Below are 16,564 nucleotides of genomic sequence, written 5' to 3' on the forward strand. Positions count from 1 at the left end.
ACTCTGCTGCGAACTCAGAGGTGAACTGCGGTCAGAGCAACAACCTTCGAAGTACGACGAATTTTCATGACAGAACCTCCCCTCGGGGACCATGCGCTGATGCGCCAACCGCTGGGTGGGCTGACGCCGAGCGGCTAACGGAATGTCCGATTCCCGGACGCCCCAAGAATAACAGCGGACCATCAGAAGTGAAGCGAAATCTATTGCTCCCCTTAACATTTGGAATGTCCACCCCCATTTCTCAGGGCATGACACAGCGCATTCTGTCAGCGGTGAAAGCTCAACGCCTTTGCAGCGGCTCGGACTAGGCAATCAGCACAGCAAAGGAGGCGGCGGTAATTGAGTGGTCACTTACTCGCATCTCACCGAGTTCGCCTGCACGGCAACGGATCAGCCGCGTCTGCGAAACCTGACACGACATCGAAAGGGTAAAGCACCCCTGGACACAACTGAACCCGGGAGCGCCGCATCGCTCCCGGGTTCGAGGTAACCGATAGTGCCCGGCGTTACCGCTGGGCCGCGTCCACCAATGCGCGAATCTTCGCGGCACTGGCCGGTGCACCGTCGTTCTCCCAGAACGGAAGTGCCGACGAGTACACGTCCCCGTACACCGGCGTGTTCACTTGGAAGCGCCAGCTCTCGCTCAACGGGCCGACATCGACGACGTCGTACCCGAGCACGTCGAGCAGTTGTGCCGCTGCGGCTTTCGCCGTCGCGTCATCGCCCGCGATGGGCAGCGCCGTGCGATCCGGCGCGCCGACCGGCCGGGCCAGCTGGCCGAGATGCGCGAAATAGATGTTGTTGAACGCCTTCACGACCTTCGAGGTCGGCAGATGCTTCTGCAGCAGTTCGCTGCTCGTGGTCGACCCGTCCTCGATCTCGGCGAAGGTGCCGTCCCGATCCGGGTAGTAATTGTTGGTGTCGATCACGACCTTGCCCGCCAGCGGCGCCACCGGCACCTGCCGATAATTGCGCAATGGCACGGTGACCACCACGATGTCGCCCGCCGCGCCCGCCTCCTCGGCGGTCGCCGCCCGAGCCCGCGGGCCGAGTTCCGCGACGAGATCGGCCAGCGTCTCCGGACCACGCGAGTTGCTGAGCACCACATCCAGTCCCGAAACGATGGCGAGCCGCGCCACGGTACTGCCGATGTTTCCGCTACCGATCAATCCAACGGTTGTCATACACCGTCGAACGACGCCACGACCTGCGATGTTCCCGCGCGCAGCCCGGCCAGCTCAGCGGCGTGAGCGACGTCACGCGGGGCGGCTACGGTACGTCGGCGGTGGCGGTGAGGTCGCGGATGAGCAGCGCGGCATGCAGCGACGTGCGGGATTCACCGTCCTCCAGATCGACGGCGAGGATGCGCTCGATGCGGGCCAGCCGGTCATAGAGCGTGGGCCTGCTGATGTTGAGCCTGCGCGCGAGTTCGGTCTTGTTGCCCGCCAGGTCGAGGAACTGGCGCAGGGTGCGGGTCAGGTCGGCGGTGTGCCGAATGTCGTAGCGCAGCAACGCACTCAGCTCGGTCTCGGCGAAGCGTTGCACGCCGGGTTCGTTGCGGATCAGTGAGAGCAGCCCGCGCAGCCGCACGTCACCGCTGCGGTAGAACGGCCGCGGCGCCGAAGTCGCCAGCGACAGTGCCACTTCCGCGACGTGCGCGGCGTGCGGCAGCTCGTGCGCGGTGTCGAGCAGCGAATCCGATTCCGCGCCAACGCCGATCACCACCCGCTCGACGCCGTCCACCCGGCGCACCTCACCGGTGATCGCGGTGCACGCGACCGTCAGGCTCTCGTCGAGCTCGCCGCCGCGGGGCAGCGCCAGAATCATGCCGACCCGGTCGCCCTGATCGGCGGCGGCGAGCGCGGTCAGCTTCGCCAGCCCGAGACCGTGCGTGACCGCGTCCAGGATGCCCGCGGCCCGGCGCTGCCTGGCCACCGGATCGGTCTCCGCGACCGCGGCGATATCGATGGCCAGCGGCACGTACGCGGCGCGGCGGGCCAGGCCGAGCGCGGCGGCTCGGGCCACCGCGTCCCGCTCGTCCAGCACCCGGCCGTTGACCATGTCGTCGATGAGTCCGGTCTGCGCCTGCCGGTGCAGGCCGAAGCGGTCCTTCTCGATCATCCGGTGCAGGGTGAGCGTCTGGGCGGCCCGCTCCAGCACCATCGTGGCCCGGGCGGTCGGCACGTCGTTGGCGGGCAGGATCAGCCGTCCCCACCGCTGGGTGTGCGGACCGACGGCCACCGCGTCCCAGCCGTCGGGCAGCAGCCGCGAGGTGGTCTCCCAGTCGTCGAGCAGCGCCGAGGTGGACGCGTGCTTGGCGGTGAGGGTGAGCACCCGATGCGACAGGTCCTCCAGCACCACCGACGAATCGAGCATGTCCGCAGCGGTTTTCACGATTTCGGCGAGCGAGGCGCGGCGCACGCTGAGGTCGGTGAAGGTCTCGTGCACGGTGCGTGCGAACTCGAGTTCGGCGTACTGCTCGGCCACGATGACCCGGTGCACCGCCTCGGTGATCTCGACGAACCGGGTGATCTTGTGCAGCACGATCAACGGCAGGCCGAGCGCGTCCGCGGTCGCGGCGACGACCGGCGCGAGTTCCGGCACGTACCCACCCAGCTCGATGACCAGTCCCGCGACCCCGGCGGCGGCCAGCGCGGTCAGATAGCCGACCGTCGCGATGTCGCCGTGGCTCATGGCCTGGCCGGTGGTGAGGATCAGCTCCCCGCCGACCAGCAGCTGCGCCACGTCCGCCACATCGCTGACGTGCACCCAGCGCACCGGCCGATCCAACGATCCGCCCGCGACGACCTCGGGTTCCCCGGCGCGTACCACCGGCATCGCCAGCACATCGGCCACAGAGGGAAGCACCGACGAATCGTAATACGAAATCCGAAATCACGTACAGATCGTCGGGTCATCCAGGAAGGTTGATGCCGGAGAGTAGTACCGAGGAGGCGTCCATCCCGCCGACGCACCGCGACGCTCACGGATCGAATCGAGGAGACATGCAGACAATCGCGCACTGGCTCGACGGCAAGGCTTTCGCAGGCACCAGCGAGGCGACCGCACCGGTGACCAATCCGGCGACCGGGGTGGTGACCGGACAGGTCGCGCTCGCCAATGTCGCGGACACCCGCGCGGCGATCGACGCCGCCGCCGCCGCCTTCCCGGCCTGGCGGGACACCTCGCTGGCGCGGCGCACCCAGATCCTGTTCCGGTTCCGCGAACTGCTCAACGAGCGCAAGGAAGACCTCGCGAAGCTGATCACCGCGGAGCACGGCAAGGTGCTGGCCGACGCGATGGGCGAGGTGAGTCGCGGCCTGGAGGTCGTCGAATTCGCCTGTGGTGTACCGCATCTGCTGAAGGGCGGCTACACCGAGAACGCGTCGACGAAGGTGGACATCTTCTCCATCCGCCAGCCGCTGGGCCCGGTGGCCGTCATCTCGCCGTTCAACTTCCCGGCGATGGTGCCGATGTGGTTCTTCCCGCTGGCCATCGCGGCCGGCAACACGGTGGTGCTCAAGCCGAGCGAGAAGGATCCGTCGGCGTCGCTGTGGCTGGCCGAGCTGTGGGACGAAGCGGGTTTGCCCGCAGGCGTTTTCAACGTGGTGCAGGGCGACAAGGTCGCGGTCGACGAGCTGCTGGACAACCCGGCGATCAAGGCGGTCTCGTTCGTCGGCTCGACCCCGATCGCGAAGTACGTCTATCAGCGCGGAACCACCGCGGGCAAGCGGGTGCAGGCGCTCGGCGGCGCGAAGAACCACATGGTGGTGCTGCCGGACGCCGACCTGGATCTGGCCGCCGACGCCGCGGTGAACGCCGGATTCGGTTCCGCGGGTGAGCGATGCATGGCGATCAGCGTGGTGGTCGCGGTCGGCGACGCGGCCGACGAACTGGTCGGCAAGATCACCGAGCGGGCCGGCACCATCAAGACCGGCGACGGGACTCGCGGCACCGACATGGGTCCGCTGGTCACCCGCGCGCACCGCGACAAGGTCGCCGAGTACATCGCGGCGGGCGAATCCGCCGGTGCCAGTGTGGTACTCGACGGTCGCGGGATCGAGGCCGACGGCGCGGCGGACGGATTCTGGCTCGGGCCAACGATTCTCGATCATGTCGGCACGGAGATGAGCGTCTACACCGACGAAATCTTCGGTCCCGTCCTCTCAGTGGTGCGGGTGGACAGCTACGACGACGCGCTCGCGCTGATCAACGCCAACCCGTACGGCAACGGCACCGCCATCTTCACCAACGACGGCGGCGCGGCGCGGCGCTTCCACAACGAAGTGGAGGTCGGCATGGTCGGCATCAACGTGCCGATCCCGGTGCCCATGTCCTACTACAGCTTCGGCGGCTGGAAGAACTCGCTGTTCGGCGACTCGCACGCGCACGGCGCCGACGGGGTGCACTTCTTCACCCGGGGCAAGGCGGTGACGACGCGCTGGCTCGATCCGAGTCACGGTGGGATCAATCTCGGGTTCCCCGAGAACAAGTAGCACACAAGTAACCGACAACCCCAGCGACGCAGGAGAACTCGCCGATGACCCTTCCGAACGGATCGACACCGGAGACCGTACGCGCGGCGGCCGCCCGCGCGTACGAACTCGATCGCCGCCACGTCTTCCACTCCTGGTCCGCCCAGGCGCATCTCAACCCGATGACGATCAGCGCCGCCCAGGGCTGTTACGTCTGGGACGGGGAGGGCAACCGGCTGCTCGACTTCTCCTCCCAGATGGTGAACACCAATATCGGCCACCAACACCCGAAAGTCGTTGCGGCGATCCAGGAGCAGGCCGCCAAGCTGTGCACCATCGCACCGCCGCACGTCAACGATGCCCGCTCGGAGGCGGCCCGGTTGATCGCCGAGCGGACACCGGGCGAGCTGAACAGGATCTTCTTCACCAACGGTGGCGCGGAGGCGGTCGAGCACGCGGTGCGGATGGCCCGGCTGCACACCGGCCGCTATAAAGTGCTGGCGCGCTACCGCTCCTATCACGGCGGCACCGAGACCGCGGTCAACCTGACCGGTGATCCGCGGCGCTGGCCCAACGATCACGGCAACAGCGGCGTGGTGCACTTCTTCGGCCCGTTCCTCTATCGGACGCAATTCCACTCGACGGACGAAACCGAGGAAACCGAGCGCGCTTTGGCGCACCTCGAGCAGACCATCGCGTTCGAGGGGCCGTCCACCATCGCGGCGATCGTGCTCGAATCCATCCCGGGCACAGCGGGAATCATGGTTCCGCCGCCCGGCTATATGGCGGGTGTCCGGGCGCTGTGCGACAAGTACGGCATCATCTTCATCGCCGACGAGGTGATGTCGGGCTTCGGGCGCACCGGAAAGTGGTTCGCGATAGAGCATTTCGAGGGCGTCGTCCCCGATCTGCTCACCTTCGCCAAGGGCGTGAACTCCGGCTACGTGCCGCTCGGCGGGGTGGCTATCAGCCCGGCGATCGCCGCGACCTTCGACGACACCCCCTACCCCGGCGGGCTCACCTACTCGGGCCATCCACTGGCCACGGCCGCCGCGGTCGCGACGATCAACGCGATGGCGGACGAACGCATCATCGAGAACGCGGCCGAGATCGGTGCCCGGGTACTCGGCCCCGGCCTGCGTGAGCTCGCCGATCGGCACCCGAGCATCGGCGAGGTGCGCGGCACCGGGGTGTTCTGGGCGCTGGAACTCGTCCGCGATCGGGCGACTCGCGAACCCCTCGCGCCCTACGGCGGAACGAGTCCGGCGATGAACGAGGTCGTCGCCGCGTGCAAGGCCGCCGGGCTGCTGATGTTCGTCAACTTCAACCGGTTGCACGTGGTACCGCCGTGCATCGTCACCGAGGCCGAGGCCAAGGAAGGGCTGGCCATTCTCGACCAGACGCTGACCGTGGCCGACCAGCACGCTTCCTGACGAACACGTCCTGGCGACGGCCGGGGCCGACCGCATGGTCGGTCCCAGCTTTCGCCGGTCCGGAATGCCGTTGGCTCACGCGGTGTTCCACCTGTGCGTGACCGATACCACTGAGCTTTCCGAAGACCTGAAGAAGTATCTGGACGAGTCCAAGGTGTTCGCGACCGCGGCGACCATCGGACCCAACGGGCAACCCCACCTGACCGTCATCTGGCTGAAGCGCGATGGCGACGACCTCGTGTTCTCCACGACCACCGATCGCCAGCAGGGCAAGAACCTGGCGCGCGATCCGCGGATCACGGTGATGATCAACCCGCCGGAGGAGCCGTACAAATACGCGGAGATCCGCGGCACCGCGACGCTCACGGCGGATCCGGAAAAGACACTGCCGGACGAGTTGTCGTCGAAGTACACAGGTCAGAAGTACCTAGACTTCAATCCCGCCTCGGTCAACGACGGCCCGCGGGTCATCGTCCGCGTGACGCCACGCAAGGTCGCGGGTCGCCTCTGAAACCGCAGGCCCGGCAGGTTCAGGCCTGCTGGGTCTCTTCCTGCGCGTGCTGCGCTTGCGCGACCTGCGCCGCCGTGTAGCGGATGGCGAGCGCGATCAGCAGGGTCAGCAGCACGCCGACGCCGCATAGGAACAGCGCGAGGGTGTAGCCACTGCTCAATGCATCGAGCTGGGCGGTGTTCATGGCGCTGGGCTTGATGGTGTCGCTGCCGCCGAGCGCCAGGCTGCGCGAGATCACGACCGGGCCGAGGAAACCCAGGGCCAAGGCCGGTCCGAACGCCAGCAACATCTGGCCGACCGCGCTCAGCGGGCCGATCTCGGTGACCTCGACGCCCACGATCAGGCACAGCGGCACGATGACCAGCACGATGCCGACGCCGGTACCGATCACCAGGAACAGCACCAGCAGCGTCGGCAGGTTCGCGGTGCGGTCCAGGGTCGAGCTGAACAGCAGGGCGGCGGCGGCCAGGCCCGCGCCGGCACCGATCAGGATCCGTGGCGCGAACCGCATGACAAGTTTGGAGGTCGACGCGCCGCCGATGCCCATGCCGATGGTGAACGGAATGAAGATCAGACCGGCCTGTAAAGCGGTGTAGCCCAGCACATTCTGCACATACTGCGCACCGAAGACCGAGATGCCGCCCATCACCCCGCTGGCCAGCAGCACCGCGATGAAGGTCGCGACCCGATCCTGGCTGCTGAACAGCGACCAGGGCAGCAGCGGATTGTCCACGTTGCGCTCGGTCAGGACGAAGGTGATCAGCAGGACGCCACCGGTCACCAGCGAACCGATGATCGCGGGGTGTCCCCAACCCAGTACCGGCCCTTCCATGCCGCCGAACACCAGGGTGGCGACGCCGATGGTGGCCAGCACGGCGCCGCGCACGTCGAGGGAGAGGCGATGATGCTCGGTATCGCGCAGGCAGCGCAACGCCCCGACGAAAACCAGCAGGCCGATCGGCACGTTGATCAGGAAGATACCGCGCCACCAGACATCGGCCAGCGCACCGCCGACCACCAGGCCGCCGACCGATCCGACACCGACCATCGCACCGAAGATCGCGATGGCCTGGTTGCGCGCCTTGCCCGGCGCGAAGGTCGTCGCGACCAAGGCCAGTGCCGTGGGTGAGGCGAACGCCGCACCGACGCCCTGCAGGGCCCGCATGCCGATCAGCATCCCGCCGTTGATCGCCAGACCGCACAGCAGCGAGGACAAGGTGAACAGTCCGACCCCGAGCAAGAACATCTTCTTGCGCCCGAACGCGTCACCGACCCGCCCGCCGAGCAGCATGAGCCCGGCGTAGGTAAGCGCGTAGGACGTGATCACCCAGTTCGCGCTGGACGCGGACATCCCGAAATCCGCCTGCAACCGCGGGACCACCAGAATCATGACCGTGCCGTCCAGCACGCTCATCAGCTGCATCCCGCTGAGCACGAGAATCGCGAGCCCGAAAGCCCGGTCTGTCACTGGATACTGCATCCGCGCAGCGGGATTCTGGAGCACAGTGAGCCACTGTAGAGGATGAGCTACGCCGATTCCGTGGTGCTGGGCGCGGAGAAGCCTGCGGTGGGGCCGATGACCACGATGGCGGGTGGGCGGATGGCTTCTTCTTTGACGCGGGCGGCGACGGTGGCGAGGTCGGCGCGCACTACGCGTTGGGTGCGCATGGTGCCTTCTTGGATGACCGTGGCGGGGGTGGTTGGGGCGCGGCCGTTGTCGATGAGGACGGTGGCGAATTGTTCGATGCGTTCGACGGCCATCATCAGGACGATGGTGCCGCGGAGGCGGGCGAGGGCGGGCCAGTCGACCAGGGAGTCGGGGTGGTCGGGGGCGACGTGGCCGCTGACCACTACGAATTCGTGGGTGACGCCGCGGTGGGTGACCGGGATGCCCGCGGCGGCGGGGACCGAGATCGGGCTGGTGATGCCGGGAACGACGGTGACCGGGATGCCCGCCTCGACGCAGGCCTCGAGTTCCTCGAAGCCGCGGCCGAATACGTACGGGTCGCCGCCCTTGAGTCGGACCACGAACTTGCCTGCCTTGGCGCCCTCGATGAGCGCGGCATTGATCGCGTCCTGGGCCATCGCGCGCCCGTAGGGGATCTTGGCCGCGTCGATCACCTCGACGTCGGGGCCGAGTTCGGCCAGCAGTTCCGGCGGGGCGAGGCGGTCGGCGACCACCAGATTCGCGCGGCCGAGCAGGCGGCGGCCACGCACCGTGATCAGGTCCGGGTCGCCGGGTCCGCCGCCGACCAGTGCGACGCCCGGCGTGATCGGGGTCGAATCATCGGTCACCACACCGGATTGCAGCGCTTCCAGCAGTGCGTTGCGCACTGCGGCCGAGCGCCGGTGCTGACCGCCGGCCAGCACGCCGAGGGTCATGCCGTCGTAGCGGGCGGTCGCCGGGGTGACCGCGGTGCCGAGGCGCGCGTTGTCGGCGCGCACGCAGAAGATCCGGCGGCGGGTGGCCTCCTCGACGACGGCCGCGTTGGTTGTCGGTTCGTCGGTGCAGGCGATCGCGTACCAAGCGCCGTCCAGGTCGCCGTCGGCGTACGCCCGCAGCGTGACCGTGATCTGCCCGGAGGTCGCCATGCCCTCGACCGCGGGCGTGACCTCGCGGCTCACCACGTGCACATCCGCGCCGGAGGCGATCAGCAATCCGAGCCTGCGCTGCGCCACCGAGCCGCCGCCGACCACTACGACCCGGCGCCCATCGAGATCGAGCCCGACCAGGTAGTTCGGGTCGCCCTCATGCGGCGCGGCGGTATCGGATACCGCCTGGTCGGCGGTGTGGTCTGACGTGTTCGGCACAGTTTTCGAGCCTACGGCCTCGGTTCGACGCGACGGCAATCGACTCGGTAACCGCTGGTCCGGGGCCCATGGCGAGCCCGGAAGCCGCGCTCGATCAGCGGGAAACGGCCGTGCGTCGACCACCAGGCGAGACGGCGAGGAACGTTCCTATACTCGGGCGCATGAACCGCTGGAGTCGGACAGTACAGATGGTCGTCGCCTCGATAGCGCTGGCCTTCGTGCCCGCCACAGCCGGTGTGGCACACGCTGATCCGGCGCCGTATGTGCCGACGCAGGGTGTCGAGTCGAAGTACTTCCAGCCGGGTCCGGCGGCGGTGACCGAGCAGCTCGGCTTCGGGTGCTGCGATTCCACCGGGGCGAAGTTCGATGTCTGGTATCCGACCGATCTGGGAGCCGGTCGGCATCCGATCGTGGTGTGGGGTGACGGGACCAGTGCGGTGCCGGGCCAATATGCCTATCTGCTGCGGCATTTGGCGTCGTGGGGCTTTGTCGTGATCGGCACCGAGAACCAGAGCACCGGGTCCGGGGCCGACATTCGGAAGTCCCTGGACTACCTGTTGGCGCAGGGTGACGATCCGGCGAGCGTGTTCTACGGGAAGTTGGACAAGGACGCGGTCGGCGCGATGGGACATTCGCAAGGCGCTTCCGGTGTGCTGAACGCGCTGCGCGATTCGGGCGGGGTGATCAAAACCGCGGTGCCGCTGGAGCTTCCGGCGCAGCACTTCTGCTCCACCTCGACCACTTGCGCCGATACCCGTTCGCTGACAACGGGTTCGGTGTTCCTGGTGAACGGGTCTTCCGATGGACTCATCTCGCCGTCGCAGCAACTGGTGCCATGGCAGGCGGAGGGCTTGCAGTCGAATCAGGCCTACTACGAGGCGACTCCGGCGAATCTGCCCAAGGCGTGGGGCACGCTCAACGGCCCGAACCACAACGACGTACAGGGGCAGCCGGACTGCGCGGCCGCGTCGGCGCCGTGCACGACCGGGGTGTACGGCTACCTCGGGTATCCGACCGCGTGGTTGATGGCGCAGCTGCAAGGCGATGCCACCGCGCGCGACGCCTTCCGCACCGGCGGTGAGTTCTTCACGCCGTCGCCGAATTGGCGCAACCAGGTCAGCGCCATCGGCTGAGCCGCGCCGGGTGGGCGAACTGTCCACTTCGTGGTGCCGACTGGCGTACGGTTCGTCCGTTGCCCACCGGCCCGACACCGACCAGTGTTCATATATGGCTTTGACCGATGACACGCCGCTGGCGTCCGAATACGCCGACCGCGTCATCGCGGTGGAACCGGGCGGCAACGAGCATATCCCCGACGACGCCCGGCACGGCGGCCCGCGCCAGCTGTTCTGGACCTGGATGTCGCCGAACCTGGAATTCGCCACCATCTTCATCGGCGTGCTGTCGGTCACCGCGTTCGGCATGAACTTCTGGCAGGCGACGCTCGGTCTCGCGGTGGGCGTCGGGCTCGGCGCGGCAGCGCATTACGTGCTGTCCGCGCGTGGGCCCGCGCACGGCGTGCCGCAAATGGTGTTGGGGCGCTTGGCGTTCGGATATCGGGGCAACGCGCTGCCCGCGGCGTTCATGTCGATCATGTGCGGGGTGGGCTGGTTCGCCACCAACAGCGTGAGCGGCGCGTTCGCGTTGAGCACACTGACCGGCATGCCGAAGCTCACCGCGCTGATCCTGATCGTGTTGGTGCAGACCGGTTTCGCCGCGTTCGGGCACAACCTGGTGCACGCGTTCGAGCGGTTCGTGTTCCCGGTGCTCGCGGTCGTGTTCCTGCTGGTGACCGTGGTGATCTTCAGCAAGGCCGACCTCGGTGCCGCCGCGCCGTCGGGTGGCGTCGGCGGGATCGGCGGGTTCCTGCTGACGGTCGGCACCGCGTTCGGCTATGCGGGCGGCTGGAATCCCTACGCGGCGGACTACTCCCGCTACCTGCCCAAGACTGCGTCGCGGGTCGCCACCGGTGGCTATGCCGGCGCTGGGCTGTTCGTCTCGTGCCTGTGGTTGTCCGCGTTGGGCGCGGCTTCGGCCACCATCGTCGGCTCGGTGCAGGGCAGTCCAACGGATGTATTCACCGCGAATCTACCTGGCGCACTAGCGAACCTGACTCTGCTCGCCATCGCGCTCGGCGCCGTCGCAGCCAATGCGTTGAATGTGTACTCGGGCGCAATGGCATTCGTGACGATCGGCCTCAAGCTGCCGATCCGCACGCAACGGGCCGTCGTCTCGATCTGCTTCGGCGCCATCGGATTCCTGGTCGCCTGGTGGGCACTACCCGACGCCGCCGCCAGCTACGAGGCGTTCCTGCTGATCGTCGCGTACTGGATCGGCCCGTGGCTCGGCGTGATGTTCGTCGACCAGTACCTGCGCCGCGGCCGCAAAATCGACGACCTGCTCTACAACCGGACCTACACCAATTGGCAAGGCGTAGCGGCCTTCTTACTCGGCCTGGCGATCTCGGTCCTACTGTTCTCCAACCAGGCCAAGTTCACCGGCTACGTCGTCCGCGAACTCCCCGACCTGGGCGACATCACCTTCTTCGTAGGCTTCGTCCTCGCCGCCACGGCCTACCTCGTCCTCGCCCGCCGCCGCGTCACCTCCTCCTGAACGCTATCAGGCAGTGGTTGTGAGGCGGTGGGCGCATAAAGCCAGCAGGAGGGTGCCGGTGAGGGCGGGGGTGGCGGGGTCGTAGCCGAGGAGGTCGCGGATGCGGTCCAGGCGCTGGTAGAGGGATTGGCGGCCGATGTGCAGGGTGGTGGCGCAGCGGGTGGGGCTGGCGCCGTGGCGTAGGTAGACCTCAAGGGTGCGGGTCAGGTTGCTGTGATGGGTTGTGTCCCAGGCGATCAGCGGGGCGACGGTGGTGGCGATCAGGCGGGTTCGTTCGGCTGCGGGCAGGGATTCGACGACGAGTTCGGTGGCCAGTTCGCGGCAGGTGGAGATGGGGCTGCCCGCCAGCCAGTCGCGGCGGTGCCGGGTGGCCAGGCGTAGGGCGGACCTGGTGGCTTCCAGTGATCCGGTGAGTGCGGCGGAGGTGAACTCGCAGGGATCGCCGACCACGAGGGTGACGCCCTCGATGGTGTTGGTGGCGAAGGCGTTTCGTAGCAGTCGGACCGTCTCGCCGACCGGGTCCGCGGTCGCCTCGTCCAGCGCGAGCACCGCGTAGGTCGTGGCGTGCACCTCGGCGACCAGGCCGGGCCTGCCGAGTTCCTTTGCCGCGGTGTCGATCAGGCGGGTCGCGATGCGGGCGTCGGGTGCGTCGATCGCCACCGGCACCAGCGTGCGCCGCGCCAGCGCGGGCACACCGGCACCAGCGGCCCTTACTTTCAGATCGGCCTGCCGAATCGGCTTGCCGTCCAGCAGATCCGCGAGCAATGTCGTCGCCGCGAGCTGCGGACGCCCCGTCGGCGCACCCGAGTTGGCCAGCGCGAGACCGAGACTCGGCGCGGATTGGTCGAGGACGGTGGCGAGGGTGGCGCCGTCCAGCGACGAGCCGGGCCCCGCGGTGAGCGTCCCCCAGGTGTTCTCCCTGGCCCGGATCGATGCCGAAGCGGCCGCGGATTCGACTGCCGCCCAAGCTGATCGATCATCGTCCACGCCGTGCGCGGCGATCAACGCCCCGTTGCCACTCGTCACGATCAGCGCGCAACCGGTCACCTCGCCGATCCGGGCGAGCAGCTGCGCGAGCCCATTGCCCGCCGCCAGCTCCCCGGTGAGGTCGCGCGCCAGCTCGTTGAGCAGCCGCAGCGAACGCACTTCCCGCGACACGATCTCGGTATTCGCGGCCCGGCACAGGTCGATGAACGGCACCACGCTGCGCAACGCGATCAACGGCAGACCGTGCCGCGACGCCTCCGCCACCATGTCCGGCGGGATGGCGTCGAAGGTGCGGCCGAGCTCGATGGCCACCCCGGCGACCTCGCGACCGGCGATCTCCCGCAGGTAGTGCCGCCGCGTTCCCGCATCCATCCCGGCCAGGCCGAGCCCGGTGGTGAGCAGCAGTTCACCACCGGACAGCAGCGGGCTGATCTCGTAGATCTCGCTCGAATGCACCCAGCGCACCGCTCGCCGCAGCGCGCTGTGACCTGCCAAAACGAGCGGATCGGCCGCGACGAACTGATCGTCGAGCAATTCACGCACGGTAGGCAACATATGGTCATCCTGTCATCCAGGCCCCAGGACTGTGCGGACGATCTGTACGTTGCGGAAAGGGGCGGTCCCCTTGGAGGCTTGAGCGATGACGCAGTCGATACCGGCACGACAACTGCTCGAGGTGGCATACGACGAGGCTCAGCTCGGGCTGGCCGAGGGCGGCATCCCGATCGGCGCGGCGCTGTTCGCGGCCGACGGCACGTTGCTCGGCCGCGGCCACAACCGTCGCGTGCAGTCCGGCGATCCCAGCATCCACGCCGAAACCGACGCCTTCCGCGCCGCGGGCCGCCGCCGCGACTACGGGTCGACGATCATGGTGACCACCCTGTCGCCGTGCTGGTACTGCAGCGGTCTGGTCCGGCAGTTCGGCATCGGCTCGGTCATCGTCGGCGAATCGCAGACCTTCTACGGCGGCCACGACTGGCTGGCCGAGAACGGCGTCGCGGTAACCGTGCTGGAGGACGATCGTTGCGTCGAGATGATGACCAAGTTCATCACCGAGAACCCCGCAGTCTGGAATGAAGACATCGGCGTCGCAGATGAAGTGAACACCTCCGGCAGAGAGTGAGTCGACATGAACGCGATCGCTTCGATCGATCTGGCCAAGTGGCGTGCCGGAGGTGCCGCGGCCGACGAGGTCGAGCGCGAGGTGGACGAGGGGTTGCGGCGCGCCGGGTTTCTGCTGGTGCACGGGCACGGTGTGCCGGAGGGACTGGCCGGTCAGGTACGCGCGGCGGCGCGGCGGTTCTTCGCGCTGCCGGACTCGGTGAAAGAGAAGTACGCCGTCACGGTCGGCGGGCGCGGGTGGATCGGGCCGGGCAAGGAGGCCAACGGCTACGCGGAGGGCACCGAGACGCCGCCTGATCTGAAGGAGACCTTCGCAATCGGCGCGGACACCGCGACCGGTGATCGACAGGTCGACGACGTCTGGTTCCTGCCCAACGTCTGGCCGGACGAGGTGCTCGAGCTGCGCGAATTGGCGACCGCCTACACCGACGCCGTGCACACCCTGTCCGACGAGCTGCTCGCGCTGTTCGCAGCAGCACTTCACCTGCCCGCCAACCCATTTCAAGACTTGGCTGCCCGCCCCACCTGGACCTGCAACATCAACCACTACCCACCACTGACTGTGGTTGGCGCGCCGGAGCCGGGCCAGTTCCGCATCGGCCCACACACCGATTTCGGCACCGTCACCGTGCTCGACCGCGAGCCCGGCGCAGGCGGACTTCAGGTATTCACCGAGGCGGAGGGCTGGGCCGACGCACCGTACGATCCCGCCGCCCTGACGGTGAACATCGGTGACCTACTTGCCTATTGGAGCGGCGAGCGCTGGCCGTCCGGCCGACACCGCGTGCTACCACCACAGGCGGAAGCTCCCGAGGAAGACCTGGTGTCGCTGATCTACTTCTACGAACTGGACCACGACGCCATCGTCACCCCACTCGAACCACCGATCGGACGAGTCACCGGCCTACCTCCGGTTGTCTCGGCCGAGTTCCTCCGCACCCGCCTCGACGCCATCACCATCGGCTGAACGCAGCCGCACGCCTGTCAGCTGAAGTGGGGATAGTCCTGGACCCATTTGAAGCCGGTGCTGCGCAAGGGGAATGAGTTGAGGTCCACCTGCTCCAGCGTCAGGGTCACCTGGTGGCCGTTGAGTTGACCGTCCAGTCGCAACCGGTCCGGTGCGGGTTGGGCGAAGGTGAAGGTGCCGATTTGGGCCGGCTGAGCCTGGGCGATCTGGCCTGGCAAGGCATCACCTGCCGCCTTCGACACTGTGACGGTGTGTGCCTGGGTGTCAACCGCGCCGACGACAGGCACCAGACTGCCGTCCATCTTCTGGTAGGTCATGCCACCGACGTCGAAAACCACACGCTGCCAGCGGTCCTGGTCGGTGGTCAGTGGCGCGAGCGGCCGACCGTCCTGAGTGAACTCCGACACCGTCCAAATCCCGTACAGGGCAGGCTTTTCGGTGCCACCGCCACCTTCGTTCCAGAACTCCATGTCTTGTTGAACCTGGCCGACCAGCACCCACCCGGCGAGCACGACCTGCACACCGACTGCGACCAACCGGATTCGACGCGAACGGAACGGCTCGGGCTGTCCAGCAGGCTCCGACGAGCGTTGCAGCACAAGCACATTCGCCAGCCTCCTGGCCTGCGGCGCGAGCAGCACCAGCGAAATCAGCACGAGGTGACCGGCCAGGATCTTCACCGGCACATCGAAGGTCATGTTGAGCACGAACACCTGCGCCATGCTCACCAGGCTGAGCATCGCGCCCAGCGTCGCGGTCCGCGGCAGGAACAGCAACAGGCCGCCGAGCACTTCCGCGGATCCGAGCAGGATCTCGTAGACGGGTGAACTACCGACCTGCGTCCAGAGCACCGCCGCCGGCGTGAAGTCGCCGTACTGCATGAGCAGCGTGGTCAGTGCCGGCTCCGGCATCTGGGTGGGAATGACCTTGGCCATGCCGTAGAAGAGCATCTGCCCGGCGAGGCAGAGCCGTATGAAGAGCATGAACCAGGCGTTCAGCCGCTGATAGTTCGGGCGGTGGCGATCCAGCACGGACCACACCCCAGTCGCCACTACGGCGACCACCAGGTTGCAGAACAAGAAGACCCAGATGATCGCCTGGTCGCCGCTGCCGGAATCCAGATGCAACTGGACGTCCGCGCCGAGGACGTGCCGGCCGACCCACTCCCAGATCGGACTCAGCGGGTACAGAAACCCATTGATCGCGCGCTCGGGCAGCTTCGGCCCGAGCACCCCGGTGTAAACGAACAGGAACTGCGGAAATATCACGCAGAACAGGCCGAAGTAGGTGAAGCAGAACCGGAATGCGATGCGGGTCAGCAGATTCCACCGCGAGTCCGGGCCGACAGCCAAGGCTCCACTGTCCCGATCAACCGACGCCGTGCTGACAGCACTCACAACGAACCCCTCAATCCGACAACCTCCGCGTGCAGGCAACGGTATTGCGGCGAGGTGTCGCGAACCTCCAGGAAATCCCCGGTCTTTCCCTAGGTAATCAGTCGTACGTGCTACCCACACCCAGGCACTCGTGCCTGCCCGAGCACCGCCGAGTACTCCCATGTCAAGGCCCGGTTCCGACCAGTGAGCGGGTTCGAGAACCTCGATCGTTTTCCACCCACGGGCCGACTGGAACGAGTTACTGTCGC

At 67.4% G+C, this 16,564-nt stretch carries 13 protein-coding genes; 7 read left to right on the forward strand and 6 right to left on the reverse strand.

What is annotated here, in order from left to right:
* Positions 1–506: 506 nt before the first annotated feature.
* Together ACIBK2_RS18190 and ACIBK2_RS18195 are read right to left on the reverse strand one after the other, a co-directional pair.
* Positions 507–1,184 (reverse strand): NADPH-dependent F420 reductase, encoded by a 678-nt coding sequence (locus tag ACIBK2_RS18190; RefSeq protein WP_396968672.1) that lies wholly within the window; start codon positions 1,182–1,184, stop codon positions 507–509.
* Between the two features lie 85 nt (positions 1,185–1,269).
* A complete protein-coding gene (locus tag ACIBK2_RS18195; protein ID WP_396969214.1) occupies positions 1,270–2,838 on the reverse strand; it encodes a PucR family transcriptional regulator in 1,569 nt (522 codons plus the stop codon).
* A 167-nt stretch (positions 2,839–3,005) separates the two neighbouring features.
* On the opposite strand from ACIBK2_RS18195, the gene ACIBK2_RS18200 reads away from it, so the two are divergent.
* From ACIBK2_RS18200 to ACIBK2_RS18210, 3 genes are all read left to right on the forward strand, one after another.
* Positions 3,006–4,496, forward strand: coding sequence for a CoA-acylating methylmalonate-semialdehyde dehydrogenase (locus ACIBK2_RS18200; protein ID WP_396968674.1), 1,491 nt, complete (start codon positions 3,006–3,008; stop codon positions 4,494–4,496).
* Positions 4,497–4,540: 44 nt separating this feature from the next.
* Positions 4,541–5,908, forward strand: a complete 1,368-nt coding sequence (locus ACIBK2_RS18205; protein ID WP_396968676.1) for an aspartate aminotransferase family protein — start codon at positions 4,541–4,543, stop codon at positions 5,906–5,908.
* Between the two features lie 97 nt (positions 5,909–6,005).
* The gene (locus tag ACIBK2_RS18210) at positions 6,006–6,419 is read left to right on the forward strand and encodes a PPOX class F420-dependent oxidoreductase (RefSeq protein ID WP_396968678.1); all 414 of its coding nucleotides are present in this window, start codon (positions 6,006–6,008) and stop codon (positions 6,417–6,419) included.
* A 19-nt stretch (positions 6,420–6,438) separates the two neighbouring features.
* Here the strand turns inward: ACIBK2_RS18210 and ACIBK2_RS18215 are convergent, their stop codons facing one another.
* Together ACIBK2_RS18215 and cobA are read right to left on the reverse strand one after the other, a co-directional pair.
* The gene (locus ACIBK2_RS18215) at positions 6,439–7,899 is read right to left on the reverse strand and encodes an MFS transporter (protein ID WP_396968680.1); all 1,461 of its coding nucleotides are present in this window, start codon (positions 7,897–7,899) and stop codon (positions 6,439–6,441) included.
* A gap of 47 nt (positions 7,900–7,946) precedes the next feature.
* Positions 7,947–9,152: a uroporphyrinogen-III C-methyltransferase gene (gene cobA / locus ACIBK2_RS18220; protein WP_396969215.1), complete on the reverse strand. Its 1,206-nt coding sequence runs from the start codon at positions 9,150–9,152 to the stop codon at positions 7,947–7,949.
* A gap of 239 nt (positions 9,153–9,391) precedes the next feature.
* Here cobA and ACIBK2_RS18225 point away from each other — a divergent pair, with 239 nt between their 5' ends.
* Positions 9,392–10,363, forward strand: coding sequence for a hypothetical protein (locus ACIBK2_RS18225; protein ID WP_396968682.1), 972 nt, complete (start codon positions 9,392–9,394; stop codon positions 10,361–10,363).
* 94 nt (positions 10,364–10,457) lie between these two features.
* A complete protein-coding gene (locus ACIBK2_RS18230; RefSeq protein WP_396968684.1) occupies positions 10,458–11,843 on the forward strand; it encodes a purine-cytosine permease family protein in 1,386 nt (461 codons plus the stop codon).
* A gap of 6 nt (positions 11,844–11,849) precedes the next feature.
* Here the strand turns inward: ACIBK2_RS18230 and ACIBK2_RS18235 are convergent, their stop codons facing one another.
* Positions 11,850–13,373, reverse strand: a complete 1,524-nt coding sequence (locus ACIBK2_RS18235; RefSeq protein ID WP_396968686.1) for a PucR family transcriptional regulator — start codon at positions 13,371–13,373, stop codon at positions 11,850–11,852.
* A 97-nt stretch (positions 13,374–13,470) separates the two neighbouring features.
* Here ACIBK2_RS18235 and ACIBK2_RS18240 point away from each other — a divergent pair, with 97 nt between their 5' ends.
* Both ACIBK2_RS18240 and ACIBK2_RS18245 read left to right on the forward strand, forming a co-directional pair.
* Positions 13,471–13,953: a nucleoside deaminase gene (locus tag ACIBK2_RS18240; RefSeq protein ID WP_396968688.1), complete on the forward strand. Its 483-nt coding sequence runs from the start codon at positions 13,471–13,473 to the stop codon at positions 13,951–13,953.
* A 6-nt stretch (positions 13,954–13,959) separates the two neighbouring features.
* On the forward strand, positions 13,960–14,919 hold the full coding sequence (locus ACIBK2_RS18245) for an isopenicillin N synthase family dioxygenase (protein ID WP_396968690.1): 960 nt from the start codon (positions 13,960–13,962) through the stop codon (positions 14,917–14,919).
* A 17-nt stretch (positions 14,920–14,936) separates the two neighbouring features.
* On the opposite strand, the gene ACIBK2_RS18250 is transcribed toward ACIBK2_RS18245, so the two are convergent.
* On the reverse strand, positions 14,937–16,316 hold the full coding sequence (locus ACIBK2_RS18250; RefSeq protein ID WP_396968692.1) for a DoxX family protein: 1,380 nt from the start codon (positions 16,314–16,316) through the stop codon (positions 14,937–14,939).
* Positions 16,317–16,564 lie beyond the last annotated feature (248 nt).

It is taken from the genome of Nocardia sp. NPDC050175 (genome assembly GCF_044459885.1).
Taxonomy (GTDB): Bacteria; Actinomycetota; Actinomycetes; order Mycobacteriales; family Mycobacteriaceae; genus Nocardia.

Bases quoted from the DNA above. Each gene is read 5' to 3' on its own strand.
- ACIBK2_RS18190 (WP_396968672.1), bottom strand. From the start codon at position 1,184: ATGACAACCGTTGGATTGATCGGTAGCGGAAACATCGGCAGTACCGTG.
- ACIBK2_RS18195 (WP_396969214.1), bottom strand. From the start codon at position 2,838: ATGCCGGTGGTACGCGCCGGGGAACCCGAGGTCGTCGCGGGCGGATCG.
- ACIBK2_RS18200 (WP_396968674.1), top strand. From the start codon at position 3,006: ATGCAGACAATCGCGCACTGGCTCGACGGCAAGGCTTTCGCAGGCACC.
- ACIBK2_RS18205 (WP_396968676.1), top strand. From the start codon at position 4,541: ATGACCCTTCCGAACGGATCGACACCGGAGACCGTACGCGCGGCGGCC.
- ACIBK2_RS18215 (WP_396968680.1), bottom strand. From the start codon at position 7,899: ATGCAGTATCCAGTGACAGACCGGGCTTTCGGGCTCGCGATTCTCGTG.
- ACIBK2_RS18225 (WP_396968682.1), top strand. From the start codon at position 9,392: ATGAACCGCTGGAGTCGGACAGTACAGATGGTCGTCGCCTCGATAGCG.
- ACIBK2_RS18230 (WP_396968684.1), top strand. From the start codon at position 10,458: ATGGCTTTGACCGATGACACGCCGCTGGCGTCCGAATACGCCGACCGC.
- ACIBK2_RS18240 (WP_396968688.1), top strand. From the start codon at position 13,471: ATGACGCAGTCGATACCGGCACGACAACTGCTCGAGGTGGCATACGAC.
- ACIBK2_RS18245 (WP_396968690.1), top strand. From the start codon at position 13,960: ATGAACGCGATCGCTTCGATCGATCTGGCCAAGTGGCGTGCCGGAGGT.